The 13,392-nt window shown below is 33.4% G+C and carries 9 protein-coding genes; 6 read left to right on the top strand and 3 right to left on the bottom strand.

What is annotated here, in order from left to right; all coding sequences use genetic code 11:
- Position 1: 1 nt before the first annotated feature.
- Together FN795_RS09940 and FN795_RS09935 are read left to right on the top strand one after the other, a co-directional pair.
- On the top strand, positions 2 to 2,164 hold the full coding sequence (locus FN795_RS09940; RefSeq protein ID WP_142450454.1) for a T9SS type B sorting domain-containing protein: 2,163 nt from the start codon (positions 2 to 4) through the stop codon (positions 2,162 to 2,164).
- A 2-nt stretch (positions 2,165 to 2,166) separates the two neighbouring features.
- Positions 2,167 to 2,517, top strand: coding sequence for an MmcQ/YjbR family DNA-binding protein (locus tag FN795_RS09935; RefSeq protein ID WP_142450453.1), 351 nt, complete (start codon positions 2,167 to 2,169; stop codon positions 2,515 to 2,517).
- Positions 2,518 to 2,612: 95 nt separating this feature from the next.
- Here the strand turns inward: FN795_RS09935 and folK are convergent, their stop codons facing one another.
- Positions 2,613 to 3,746 (bottom strand): 2-amino-4-hydroxy-6-hydroxymethyldihydropteridine diphosphokinase, encoded by a 1,134-nt coding sequence (folK, locus tag FN795_RS09930; protein ID WP_142450452.1) that lies wholly within the window; start codon positions 3,744 to 3,746, stop codon positions 2,613 to 2,615.
- A gap of 170 nt (positions 3,747 to 3,916) precedes the next feature.
- Between folK and sppA the strand changes: the two genes are divergently transcribed.
- The 3 genes from sppA to FN795_RS09915 all read left to right on the top strand — a co-directional run bounded on the left by sppA (position 3,917) and on the right by FN795_RS09915 (position 9,400).
- Positions 3,917 to 5,674 carry a signal peptide peptidase SppA gene (sppA, locus tag FN795_RS09925; RefSeq protein WP_142450451.1) on the top strand — a complete coding sequence of 586 codons (1,758 nt, stop codon included), beginning with the start codon at positions 3,917 to 3,919 and terminating at the stop codon, positions 5,672 to 5,674.
- Between the two features lie 15 nt (positions 5,675 to 5,689).
- Entirely contained in the window at positions 5,690 to 6,637 is a 948-nt protein-coding gene (locus tag FN795_RS09920) for an alpha/beta hydrolase (protein WP_142450450.1), read from the top strand.
- A gap of 162 nt (positions 6,638 to 6,799) precedes the next feature.
- Entirely contained in the window at positions 6,800 to 9,400 is a 2,601-nt protein-coding gene (locus FN795_RS09915) for an AsmA-like C-terminal region-containing protein (RefSeq protein WP_142450449.1), read from the top strand.
- Positions 9,401 to 9,448: 48 nt separating this feature from the next.
- Here FN795_RS09915 and FN795_RS09910 read toward each other — a convergent pair whose 3' ends face one another.
- Together FN795_RS09910 and FN795_RS09905 are read right to left on the bottom strand one after the other, a co-directional pair.
- A complete protein-coding gene (locus FN795_RS09910) occupies positions 9,449 to 10,531 on the bottom strand; it encodes a glycosyltransferase family 9 protein (protein ID WP_142450448.1) in 1,083 nt (360 codons plus the stop codon).
- A 262-nt stretch (positions 10,532 to 10,793) separates the two neighbouring features.
- Positions 10,794 to 11,588, bottom strand: a complete 795-nt coding sequence (locus FN795_RS09905; protein ID WP_142450447.1) for a DUF2797 domain-containing protein — start codon at positions 11,586 to 11,588, stop codon at positions 10,794 to 10,796.
- A 239-nt stretch (positions 11,589 to 11,827) separates the two neighbouring features.
- Between FN795_RS09905 and FN795_RS09900 the strand changes: the two genes are divergently transcribed.
- A complete protein-coding gene (locus FN795_RS09900; protein WP_142450446.1) occupies positions 11,828 to 13,336 on the top strand; it encodes a GH3 auxin-responsive promoter family protein in 1,509 nt (502 codons plus the stop codon).
- Positions 13,337 to 13,392 lie beyond the last annotated feature (56 nt).

The raw sequence follows: 13,392 nt of genomic DNA, 5'->3' as shown, positions 1-13,392 counted from the left end.
TATGAAAACCAAATTCTCTTGTGGCTATACTATGGCAATTGCACTACTATTTTGTAATGCGTTATTTGCCTTTAAAAACACGCCTTTGTATGAATGGGAATTTAAAAAAGAAAACAAACCTAAATCTTCCACAGCTGCGTCTATAATCACTGCAACTGGAAATCAAGTTTATTGTCCGCAAAGCAGTATAAAAATTGTAACAGACGTTACAATCAATGCAACAGAAGAAATTAATGCAGTTTATATTCAAATTTCTTCCGGATACATAAACAATGAAGATCAATTAAGCCTAATAGGCACTCATCCTAATTTAATTTCAAACTGGGACTTCAACTCAGGTACACTTACCATTTCAAACGATACAGGAAAAAAAGCCTCACTTTCTGAATTCATTTCTGCTATAAAAGCAGTTGAATTTAGAAACAGTTCCACAAGTCCAAGCGGAATCAGAAATTTTTCGATAAGCTTGGGACAAGCCAATTATTTACCTTCATCAAAACATTATTACCAATTTGTTTCTAGCCCAGGGATTTCTTGGGGCAACGCTAAAAGAGCTGCAGCTGCGAGCAAATATTATGGGCTTCAAGGCTATCTCGTAACTATCACAACTTTAGATGAAGCAATATTTGTTGGAGAACAGCTTTCAGGCACAGGATGGATTGGTGGCAGTGATGCCCGAAAAGAACCTTATTGGATATGGGAAACAGGCCCTGAAGAAGGAACTCAATTTTGGTACGGACGAGAAAGTGGCTCTACTACAACTTTTGCTTATTGGAATGATTTCAAAGAACCAAATAATGGTGGTGAACTAGCCCTGATAGGAGTTGAAGATTATGCCTATATCACACCGCCCGGAAATGGTCAAAAAGGAAGATGGAATGATACTTCTCTCTATGGAAGTTCTGATCCAACCAATGTAAATTATCCTAGAGGATATATTGTAGAATATGGCGGAATGCCAGGAGATGTTTATCCTCAAATAAGCGCCAGCACTTCGCTCACCATGCTTTCAATTACCGAAACAAAAGCTCCAGACATCTGCGGATTTGGGACTACTCTATTAGAAGCCAAAAGCTCAGCAGGAATAATAAATTGGTTTTCCGATGAAACAAGCACTGGCATAATAGCAACCGGAAATAATTTTACAACTCCAGTTTTAAACGCAAGTCAAACGTATTATGTTGCAGCCGAATTTGAAGGCTGTCTCACAAAAAGAACTGCTATTGTAGCAAGAGTAAATGTAGTTCCAGAAGTAACTTCTGTTTTAAATCCCGAGCCTGTTTGCGGTTCTGGAATCTTCTTTTTAGAAGCGACTGTTTCTGCAGGCGAAGCAAACTGGTACGACTCAAAAACTGGCGGATCGATTTTAGGAACTGGCTCTTTGTTTGTCACTCCTAATATTTCAGCAAATACAATTTATTATGCCGAAGCCAATAATAACGATTGCCGTTCTGTTACGCGAACCCCAATCGAAATAAAAGTCTATCCACTTCCTGAAGTACAAGATGAAGTAGTCGTTTTGTGCGCTCCTAATTCGGTTACATTAGACGCTGGAATCAGCAATATGAGTTATTTGTGGTCAACAGGAGAAACGACTCAAAAAATCAACGTTTCGCAATTAGGAACATATTTTGTCGTTGTAACTGCTTCTACTTTGGGTAATTGTACAAATCAAAAAAATATCAAAGTAATTGAACTTCCTGCACCTGAAATTCAAAAAATTGAAGTTGACAATAGAACAGTGACTATTATTCTCAGCAATCCTGAAAGCTATTTTGAATATTCTATTGACGGAATAAATTTTCAGAATTCTAATGTTTTTGAAAATGTTTCTGGTGGTTTGCAAACTGCTTATGCGAGAGAAAAAAGTGGTTGCAAAACGGTTTCAAAAAGTTTCGTTGTTCTGGTTTTTCCCGCATTTTTTACTCCAAATAATGACTCTTTCAATGATGTTTGGGAAATAACAGGATTGGACAATTATCCTAAAGCCCAAATTACTATATTTGATCGCTACGGAAAATTGTTAGCACAGTTAAGTGCTGCGAAAATGAGCTGGGACGGGACTTTCAACAAAATACAGCTTCCGGCATCCGATTATTGGTACACTTTAAAAATTGACGAAAATCATCCTGTTGTAAGAGGACATTTTTCATTAAAAAGATAAAAATGGATATAGAAACAATTCGCGAAATATGTCAAAAACTGACTGGAACAACAGAAGACATAAAATGGGATCATGATCTTGTTTTTTCAGTAGGAACTAAAATGTATTGTGTTGTTGGTCTTGACCAAAATCCAACTTCGGCTTCTTTTAAAGTTTTGGATGAAGAATTTGAAGAAATGAGCACCAGACCTGGATTCAAACCTGCTCCGTATGTTGCCAAATACAAATGGGTTTTGATTGATGATATTTCAAGAATGAAAAAATCAGAATGGGAAAAATACATTCAACAATCGTATCGTCTGGTTAACGAAAAATTATCTGCCAAACTGAGAAAACAACTCGGAATATTATAATTAGACAATGAGTCAATTAGAGAATTAGGAAATGCTCTCAAAACCGCATAAAAAATTATCTAATTTTCTAATTGGCATATTTCCTAATTAAGGTATTACCCTATTTTTTTCTTGATTTCATTTAAAATAAAAAGATAATCTTCATGTTTTTTCACAAAATCGCGATCTGAAACATCGATAATCAAAACATTCAAGTCGGTTTGTGATTTTATGTAATCCAAATATCCCGTATTGATTTTTTCCAAATAACTAGCTTCTATATTTTGTTCGTAGCTACGGCCACGCTTTTTAATATTCTGAAGCAAGCGTTCTGTGTTTTGATACAAATAAATATACAAATCGGGTTTTGGCATTTCTTTGTAGATAATATCGAACAGATTTCTGTACAAACGATATTCATCTTCTCCAAGTGTAATTTTAGAAAAAATCAGTGATTTAAAAATATGATAATCGGCTACAATAAAATCTTTAAACAAATCAAATTGTTTTAAATCATCGGCTAATTGCTGGTAGCGATCGGCCAAAAAAGACATTTCTAGCGGAAAAGCATATCGGTTTTGATCTTTATAAAACTTAGGTAAAAACGGATTATCGGCAAAACCTTCCAATACTGTCTTAGCATTAAAATCTTCAGCAATTTTATGAACCAATGTCGTTTTTCCTGCGCCGATATTTCCTTCAAAAGCAATATAATTGAAGTTTTCTAATGCAATTTCCTGCAACGGACTTTTCAAATTCTGAACGGCTGTACAAACGCTATCATCTGGAGAAACGGCAATTAATTCGGGAATCGTCTTTTGAAGAACAGGATGTTTCCAATCTAACTTTAAATCCTGAACCGGCAACAATACAAAGTTTCTGTTTTGCATCAACGGATGCGGAATCTGCAATTTTTCAGTTTCTATAATTTCATTATCAAAAGCAATTAAATCCACATCGATAATTCGGGATTGATATCCTTCCTGATTGGATCTGATTCTTCCTAATTGTTTTTCAACTTTTAAAACCTGATTTAATATTTTTTGCGCCGATGAAGTACTGTGCAAAAGAAGCGCACAATTATAAAAAGCATCACTTTCAAATCCCCAGGCAGGAGTTTCATATAGTTTTGAAACCCTGATAACAGTTCCTACTTCCTGATGTAGTAAAGCAATACAACTTTCAATATTTGCTAATCTGTTTCCCTGATTGCTTCCTATAGATAAAACGACTTGATGCTGTGACTTCATAATTAATGCAAAGTAACTAAAACTATTTTAGAATTGAATACATTATTTAGTTGGTTTAAAAAATGTAAAATCAACAAATATTTAATAAATCGTATAACGGAGTTAATTCGTATTTAGATATATTTGTAACGAAGCAGTCTTTTTTGCTACTTATTAAAAAAAATATACTTATGAAGTTTTTAGGAAATGTAATTGCCACTGTGATTGGTATTTTTGTATTTATCATGTTATTCTTTTTCGGAGTAATCCTTATTGGGGCTATTTTTGGAGGAGATGATGCGGTTTCCGTAAAAAGTGATTCGGTTATCGAACTGAATTTAAAAGATATTAAAAATGACTACGCTGGAAAGTACAAAGATCCTTGGGTAACTGTTTTTTCAGAACAAAAAGGAATCGGCATCTCCGATGTTATCAACGCTATTGAAGCTGCAAAAACAGATGATAAAATTAAAGGAATTTCTATTTTAAACGATGAATCTTCGCTTGGTCTTGCTCAATACAAAGACTTAAGAAATGCGCTTGAAAGTTTCAAAAAATCAGGAAAATTTGTTTGGGCTTACGCCAATACTTATTCGCAAAAAGAATACTATTTGAATTCTGTTGCGAATACTGTTTACTTAAATCCTGCTGGTGATTTAGATTTCAAAGGTCTTTCCTCTGAAGTAATGTTTTTTAAAGATTTCCAGGACAAATCTGGAATTCATATGGAAGTTATTCGTCACGGAAAATATAAAAGTGCAGTAGAGCCATTTTTAGAAAATAAAATGAGCGATGCCAACAGAGAACAAGTTACAGCTTTATTAAATTCTATTTGGGCGACAGTTTCTGCTGATATTTCAAAAAGCCGAAATATTCCGCTTCCGAGATTAAACGAAATCGCAAATGGTTTGCTTGCAAGAACTCCGGAATTGGCAAAAGCAAATGGTTTGGTGGATATTATAGCTTATGAAGATGTTTATCATAACGCGATCAAAAAACAGTTAAAAGTAACTGGCGATGATGATTACAACAAAATTTCAATTGAAGATTATACTCAAAACAATGTTACAACAGCGTTAACTAATACAGCAACTGACGAAATCGCCATCATTTACGCTCAAGGCGAAATTGAAAGCGGCGAAGGTGATGTTAATGTTATTGGAGAAGGTTCAATGCGACGCGCACTTCAGGAAGCCAGAAAAAATGATGACGTAAAAGCAATTGTTTTAAGAATTGACAGTCCGGGAGGAAGCGCTTTAACTTCAGATTTAATTTGGAGAGAAATTGAAATAACTAAAAAAGTAAAACCTGTCGTGGTTTCAATGGGTAATTATGCAGCTTCTGGCGGTTATTATATTGCCTGCAACGCAAATAAAATTTTCGCAGAAAGCAACACGATTACAGGTTCTATTGGAGTTTTTGGAATATTGCCAAATTTCAGTCCGTTAGCAAATAAATTAGGAATTAACACTGAACAAGTAAAAACACACGAAAACTCAGCTAATTATAGTCCGTTTGTTCCTGTTGATGAAAAATTCAAAGCTTTCACTTTAGAAGGCGTTGAACATATTTACAAAACTTTTGTAACGCATGTTGCCGAAGGACGAAAAATGACTTTTGCTCAAGTTGATGCTATTGCTCAAGGAAGAGTTTGGTCTGGAAGTGAAGCGCTTAAAATTGGTTTGGTAGATAAAATCGGTGGTTTGAATGATGCTATTACTGAAGCTGCTAAAATGGCTAAAATAAAAACATACAGCACTCAAAATTATCCAGAATACGAAAAAACATTTGGTGATATTTTATCAAAAATGCCTTTTGCAAAGTCCAAAGAAGCTTTTATTAAAGAAGAAATTGGCGAAGAAAATTATCTGATGATTGAACAGATTAAAAAACTTCAAAAACAAAAAGGAGTTCAGGCGATGATGCCTTTTGGAATTAATATTAAGTAATTCAAATCTTAAAAAATGAAAAAGATATTTTTGTTTTTGAGTGTTCTATTTCTTTCTGCAGTAAATGCACAAAATGCAAAGCAAGACACTTTTAAAGAAACCAATGTAACTTTAAAAATCAATGTCGACCAGCTTTACGGAACATTGACCGTTCCTGATGTTACAAAAAAATGTCCCGTTGCTTTAATCATTGCAGGTTCAGGACCAACAGATCGAAACGGAAATAATCCGATGATGAAAAACAATTCACTGAAAATGCTGGCGGAAGCTTTAGCAAAAAACGGAATTGCATCTTTAAGATATGACAAAAGAGGAATTGGCGAAAGTAAAGCCTCAGCTCCAACAGAATCGGCTTTGGTTTTTGAAAATTATACCGAAGATGCCAAAAGCTGGATTAATTTTTTAAAACAAGACAAACGCTTTTCTCAATTGATTGTAATTGGACATAGCGAAGGATCGTTAATTGGAATTATAGCCGGAGCAAAAGCAAATAAATTCATTTCGATTGCCGGTGCCGGCGAATCTGCTGACAAATTATTGAAAGAACAGATTTCTTCAAAATCAAATAAACAGATTGAAGACATGACATTTCCGATTATTGACAGTTTGAAAAATGGAAATAAAGTAAACAAAGTTGATCCTCTTTTAAATTCACTTTTCAGACCAGGCATTCAGCCCTATTTGATTTCGTGGTTTAAATATGATCCGCAGACAGAAATAAAAAAGTTAACGGTTCCTGTTTTAATCATTCAGGGAAATAAAGATTTACAGGTAAATGTTACAGATGCTGAAAGTTTATCAAAAGCAAGCAAAAATGCTGAGTTGGTAATTGTTGACAAAATGAACCACATTTTAAAAATTATTGACGGCGACAATAAAGCCAATTTTGAAAGTTACAACAATGAAAACCTTCCTATTTCGGAGGAATTGACCAATAAAATTGTTTCGTTCATCAAAAAATAAATAACATTAAAAAGTAAATCCGTTTGAAATTATCAAACGGATTTTTTATTTCCACAAAAATAATCTATTTCTTACTTTTTAAGAAAACTTTATCTTCACCCTTTGGCAAAAAAAACTATTTTTGCAATATTCGATTTTAAGTAAACCCTCAAATCTATAAATATGTTAAAGAAAATTTTAAAAATAACCGCCATTGTAATTGTGGTTTTTGTGGCCGCCCTATTCGCCATTCCTTACTTCTTTAAAGACCAAATCAAAGCAAAGATTTCTGAAGCAATTAACGAAAGCGTTGATGCCAAAGTAAGTTTTGCAGATGCCGATTTAAGTTTGTTCCGAAACTTTCCAAACGCCGCAGTCGGGATTGAAAAACTGGTGATAATCAACAAAGCTCCTTTTGAAGGTGACACTTTGGTTTCATTAGGTCAATTAAATCTGAAAATGAGCATTAAAGAGCTTTTTAAAGGAAAAGATGAACCTTTAAACATTCAGGGAATTACCTCTGAAAATGGTTTGATCAATATTATTTTCAATAAAGATGGTGTTGGAAACTTCGATATTGCTTTAAAAGACAAAAAAGAAGAAACCAAAGATGAGAATAGCAAGCCGCTTTCTTTAAAAATCCAGAATTACAAAATTGAAAATTTTACCTTCAGATATATCGATCAGGGATCTAAAATTAAAATGGTAATTGACAGTTTGAACCACGAAGGAACAGGAGATTTTACTAATTCAAAATTAGATTTGACTACAAAATCTACCGCAAAAGTATCTTTGGATATGGATAAAGTAAATTACATGAAAAATGTAAAATTGACTTTAGATGCTGTTTTAGGAATCGACCTTGATAAGAGCAAATATACTTTTAAAGAAAATAAAGCTTTAATTAATCAATTGCCTTTAGAGTTTGACGGATTTATTCAAATGACTGATAAAGCTCAGATTTATGATTTAAAGTTTAAGACTCCTACATCTTCATTTACAAACTTCTTAGGCTTAATTCCTTCAGCTTATGCTGCCGGTTTGGATGGCGTAAAAACAACTGGAGATTTTACCGTTTCAGGTTTTGCAAAAGGAGAATTGACAGATACAACAGTTCCAAAATTCAATATTGCGATTGCTTCAAACAACGGTTCATTTCAATATCCGAACTTGCCAAAATCAGTTCAAAATATCGTAATTGATACAAAAATCATCAACGAAACAGGAATTCTAAATGATACCTACGTCAATTTAGACAAACTGACTTTCAGAATTGATCAGGATGTTTTCAGCGCTAAAGCGAATATTAAAAATATTACGGTAAACCCAATTGTTGATGCTGCATTAAAAGGAACAATCAACTTGGCTAATCTTTCAAAAGCATATCCAATTAAAATGGATAAACCGCTTGCAGGTATTTTAAAAGCTGATGTTACGACGAATTTTGATATGGCTTCTGTAGAAAAAAGTCAATATCAAAACATTAAAAATGCAGGAACGATGAGTTTGTCAGGATTTAAATATACTGATGAAAACAATAAATCGATGAACATCAGTATTGCGCAGGTTGAGTTTAATCCGAGTAAAATCAACTTAAAACAGTTCAATGCGACAACAGGAAAAAGTGATATTGCCATCAACGGAATTTTAGAAAACTTCTATGGTTTCATGTTTAAAAAACAGGAATTAAGAGGAAACTTCAACATGAGTTCAAATCAGTTAGCGGTTGATGATTTTATGACGGCTGGCGAACCTGCAAAAGAAGAAACAAAAACAGCTGCAAAACCAGCTGAAGCAATGAAAATTCCAGCTTTCCTAAACTGTACATTAAACGCAAAAGCAAATACCGTTTTATATGACAATTTAAAACTGAAAGATGTTTCTGGAAAATTGATTATTAAAGATGAAAAAGCCCTTTTAGAGAACTTTAAAACATCGATTTTTGGAGGAACAATTGGTTTGACCGGAGCTGTTTCTACAAAAGAAAAAGTACCAACATTTGATATGAACTTAGGTTTCAATCAAGTTGATATTGCGCAGACGTTCACGCAATTAGATATGATGAAAAAAATTGCACCGATTGCAGGAATCATTAATGGTAAATTAAATTCGACTATAAAATTAAATGGAAACCTGGATGCAAATGAATTGACTCCGGATCTGAAATCTATTTCAGGAGATTTAATTGGACAATTACTTTCGACAACTGTAAATGCTAAGAACTCAACTTTACTAAATTCTCTTAGTTCAAACATTAAGTTCTTTGACATCAACAAAGTGAATTTAAATGATATTAAAGCTGCTTTGACTTTTGATAACGGAAAAGTAAATGTAAAACCTTTTGACATTAAATATCAGGATATTAAAGTTACAGTTGGTGGAACTCACGGTTTTGACCAAACAATGAACTACAACTTGAAATTTGACGTTCCTGCTAAATATTTAGGAAGCGAAGCAAATGCTTTCATTGCAAAAATGTCCCCTGCAGATGCTGCAAAACTGGAAAATATTCCAATTAATGCCTTGATCACGGGTAATTTTTCTAGCCCAAAAATCAGTACTGATATGAAAGCTGCTGTTAGCAGTTTAGCGACTCAGGTTGCAAATCAGCAAAAAGAGAAATTAACGCAGAAAGGAACTGCTGCTTTAACGGATTTAATCAATAAAAACACAAAAGCAAAAGATACTACGCAAGCTGCAAAAACAGAAAAAGAGCAAAAAACTCAGGAAGTAACCAAAAAAGCAAGTGACCTGCTTAATGGATTATTTAAGAAGAAGAATTAAACAAAAAAAGGCATCCGAATGGATGCCTTTTTTTTATGTTTTAGTTTTTTATATTGCTTTTGAATAGCTATTTAATTTACCGTTATTCAAAATCGAATTTATGGTTTTTGTATATTCTCTTTCTGTACAAGTATTGATATCTATTGCGATGCTGCAATTATCATAGGGTTCATATTTTTTAATATTTGCGCCCGAAAACAATCCTATAGTTGGAGTTTGAACTGAACTTGACAAGTGCATAATACCGCTGTCAGCACCGATAAATACATCTCCATTTGCAATCACAGATCCTATCTCACGAATATCTTTACTATAAAATGTTGGCGCTTTAAATCCAATTTGTGAAACATTTTCGACTGGCAAAACCTCAACAATATTGTAATCTTTATATTCCTTTGTTATTTGTTCATAGAACTTCTCCCACCAATCTTCAGAAAGACATTTTGCTCCGGTTGCATAAGTAAAAATAAAAATTGTTCTTTTATCATTCTTTACCAATTCATTTAAAATCTTTCTTCCATTGGCAACCTCAGAAGCTGACAATTTTAAATCTAAAGGAGCAATTATTTTATTGCTGTTTGTAAATAATCGCAATTTTGTTAAATAATGACGGAAATTGTAAACCGGATATTTTGCAATATGCTCAAAATCCTTTTTTTTCTCAGCCTGTTGATCTATTGCGTCTCCAAAGAATTTATATTTTGCATTTGAAAACTGAACCGCCAATCTTCCCGACGAAGAGTTCTGATCCACATTGATCACCATATCATAGGATTCATTTTTTATTGAAATCCAAACCTTTAAATATTCAAATAAACTTTTAAAAGGCTTTTTAGGCAAATGAATTGTTTTATTTACGACAGAATAATTTTCAAAAATAATAGGTGCTAATGTGCCTTTTACGAATAAATCGATTTTACAATTTGGAAACGTTTCAGCAACTTCCTGAACGAGAGGTGTGATCAATAAAAGATTACCTAATCTTCCGTTGGGTCTGCAAATCAGGACTTTTTTAATTTCAGCTTTATCAACCAAAATGAAATCATCCTGCATTTTTGGTTTCCCAATGTTCTTAGTCAAATTGCGCATTATATTGCGTCTGTAAACATTTACTTTGCTTAAAACACTCATCTATTAAATAATTTACGAATTATTAAATCTTAAATTTAATTTTAGAAAATAAAGCCTGAATTGATTCGACTCAAATCTAAGGTCTTTTACTTTCTAAAAGTAAATTCTTCCAATAAGCATTTGTTACAAAATTGTAACCAAATGTATTAACATTCACATATTTATGTTCTTGGAAATCGACTTAAAATTACAGCAAATTATTTAATAATCAACAACTTAATATACTATTAAGCAAAAAACAATCGACGATTAAGGAAATTCTCTAGACGTTTATTGTGACGACATAACCTTCAGAACCGCGAACATTAAAAACAGTTCCGTTCTCAAATAATAAATACTGCCCTTTAATTCCGACAAGTTTCCCTTGAAAAGAAGGTGTTTTATCTAAATTCAGACTATTAATTTTTGCAGGGTAATTTAGTACCGGATAATTTAATTCGTAAACATCATTTTTTTGGCTGTAAAAATAATCCTTTACTTCAGCTGGAATTAAGTTCTCCACTTTTGCTTTCTCAACAATAAGATCGCATGATTCTGAGGTAGCTTGAAGCATTTTTCTCCAGTTTGTTTTATCTGTATAATGGTCTTTTAGAGCGACTTCGGTAATTCCGGCTAAATATCTATTTGGAACCTCAACGATAGAAATTGCCTGAGTTGCGCCTTGATCAATCCATCTTGTCGGAACTTGAGTTTTTCTTGTTACTCCTACTTTTACTTCAGTTGAAAAAGCCAAATACACGATATGCGGCTGTAATTGTACTTGCGATTCGTATTCTAAATCACGATCGGCAATTCCTAAATGAGCAGTACTCAATTCAGGTCTCATAATCCAATCACCAACTGCGGCGCTCGAATAAAAACAATCGTAGCAAAAACCTTGTCTGTATATTTTTTTCTTTTTCCCGCAATTTAAACATTGAAAACCCACAAAATTTATCTCAATCTCTTTATTCAATAATTGATTCATACTTAAGAAACTATCTTCGAAAACCAAATAATATTGAATTGGATTTCCCATTTCAGTCTGCATTTTTGTAAGTACTCCTTGATATTGCATGTGATTTTTAATTTTAAATTGCTAATTTTAGATTTGTAACAACTCCGAGAAATTAGAGTTTTTATTGTTAAATATCCAATTTATACATTGGAATCTTTGTCTCAAATAGGACTATTTTTGCAAAAAAATACTATTTTTGATACAAGGACAAAGTTAATGTTTGTCTGCCGATATTCAAATCTTAAATTTATGAGTTTTGCTTTTTGAGCAAAAATTCAAAATCTAAAATAAAAATCTTCATGCCTGTATCTATCATAAATTCTTTCGCATCTTGGGTCCTTAAACAAAGGATACACCAAATCGAGCTTTTTCTAAAATACCCGAATGAAGTTCAGGAAGAGCTATTGCATAATTTATTGACGGCTTCAGAAAATACTGTTGTGGGGAAAAAATATGATTTTGCATCGATAAATTCATACAGAACTTTTGCCGAAAGAGTTCCCATTTCGACGTATGAAGAATTACAACCTTTAATTGAGCGCACGCGTCAAGGCGAACAAGGCGTTTTTTGGGAAACACCAATAAAATGGTTTGCAAAATCAAGCGGAACTACAAATGCCAAAAGCAAATTTATTCCGGTAAGCAACGAAGCTCTTGAAGATTGCCATTATAAAGGAAGCAAAGATTTGCTTTGTTTGTATTTGAATAATAATGAAGATTCTGAATTGTTTTTAGGAAAAAGTCTTCGCTTGGGCGGAAGCTCTCAGATTTACGAAAACAATAATACTTTCTTTGGCGATTTATCGGCAATTTTGATTGAAAACATGCCGATTTGGGCTGAATTCAGCAGTACACCAAGCAGCAAAACTTCGCTTATGAGCGAATGGGAAAGCAAAATCGCAGCTATTATAAATGAAACCAAAAACGAAAATGTAACCAGTTTTGCCGGAGTTCCATCCTGGATGCTAGTTTTAATGAATAAGGTTTTAGAAAATACCGGCAATCAAAATTTACTTGAACTTTGGCCAAATCTTGAAGTTTACTTTCATGGAGGCGTAAGTTTTTCTCCTTATAAAGAACAATACAAGAAAATTTTGCCTAGTTCTGATTTTAAATACTACGAAATTTACAATGCTTCCGAAGGCTTTTTTGCTATTCAGGATTTAAATTATTCTAGCGATTTATTACTGATGCTGGATTACGGAATTTTCTATGAATTTATTCCGATGGACACTTTTGGAACTCCCAACCAAAAAGTGGTGCGTTTAGCCGATGTTGAATTGAATAAAAACTACGCCATCGTTATTACTACAAATTCTGGTTTATGGCGTTACTTAATTGGCGACACCGTTCGCTTTACGTCATTAAATCCGTACCGAATTCGAGTTACCGGAAGAACCAAACATCATATTAATGTTTTTGGCGAAGAATTAATGGTCGAAAACACTGACCAAGCAATTGCGAAAGCCTGTCAAATAACGCAAACTGAAGTTATCGATTATACGGTTGCTCCTATTTTTATGCACGACAAAGAAAAAGGCGCGCACGAATGGATGATCGAATTCAAGAAAAAACCGGCTGATGTTGGTCTTTTCCAAAAAGTGCTGGACGAAACTTTGCAAACCTTAAATTCTGATTACGAAGCAAAACGCTACAACAATATGACTTTAAATCCTTTGGTGATTAATGTTGCGCGTGAGAATTTGTTTTATGATTGGCTGAAAGAAAGAGATAAACTTGGTGGGCAACATAAGATTCCGAGACTTTCGAATCAGAGGGATTATTTGGAGCAGTTGAAGGAGATGTAATTTTTTAATAGAATATTTTACGATTTTTTACTCTAATTCCATACTAACAATCAATT

The sequence above is a fragment of the Flavobacterium resistens genome, assembly GCF_900182645.1.
Classification (GTDB): Bacteria; Bacteroidota; Bacteroidia; order Flavobacteriales; family Flavobacteriaceae; genus Flavobacterium; species Flavobacterium resistens.
The sequence above is the reverse complement of the archived record's forward strand: the minus strand, read 5'-3'. Positions and strand labels throughout refer to the sequence as shown.

Excerpts from the sequence above, each read along its gene's own strand:
- FN795_RS09940 (WP_142450454.1), top strand. The coding sequence starts at position 2 with ATGAAAACCAAATTCTCTTGTGGCTATACTATGGCAATTGCACTACTA.
- FN795_RS09935 (WP_142450453.1), top strand. The coding sequence starts at position 2,167 with ATGGATATAGAAACAATTCGCGAAATATGTCAAAAACTGACTGGAACA.
- folK (WP_142450452.1), bottom strand. The coding sequence starts at position 3,746 with ATGAAGTCACAGCATCAAGTCGTTTTATCTATAGGAAGCAATCAGGGA.
- sppA (WP_142450451.1), top strand. The coding sequence starts at position 3,917 with ATGAAGTTTTTAGGAAATGTAATTGCCACTGTGATTGGTATTTTTGTA.
- FN795_RS09920 (WP_142450450.1), top strand. The coding sequence starts at position 5,690 with ATGAAAAAGATATTTTTGTTTTTGAGTGTTCTATTTCTTTCTGCAGTA.
- FN795_RS09915 (WP_142450449.1), top strand. The coding sequence starts at position 6,800 with ATGTTAAAGAAAATTTTAAAAATAACCGCCATTGTAATTGTGGTTTTT.
- FN795_RS09910 (WP_142450448.1), bottom strand. The coding sequence starts at position 10,531 with ATGAGTGTTTTAAGCAAAGTAAATGTTTACAGACGCAATATAATGCGC.
- FN795_RS09905 (WP_142450447.1), bottom strand. The coding sequence starts at position 11,588 with ATGCAATATCAAGGAGTACTTACAAAAATGCAGACTGAAATGGGAAAT.
- FN795_RS09900 (WP_142450446.1), top strand. The coding sequence starts at position 11,828 with ATGCCTGTATCTATCATAAATTCTTTCGCATCTTGGGTCCTTAAACAA.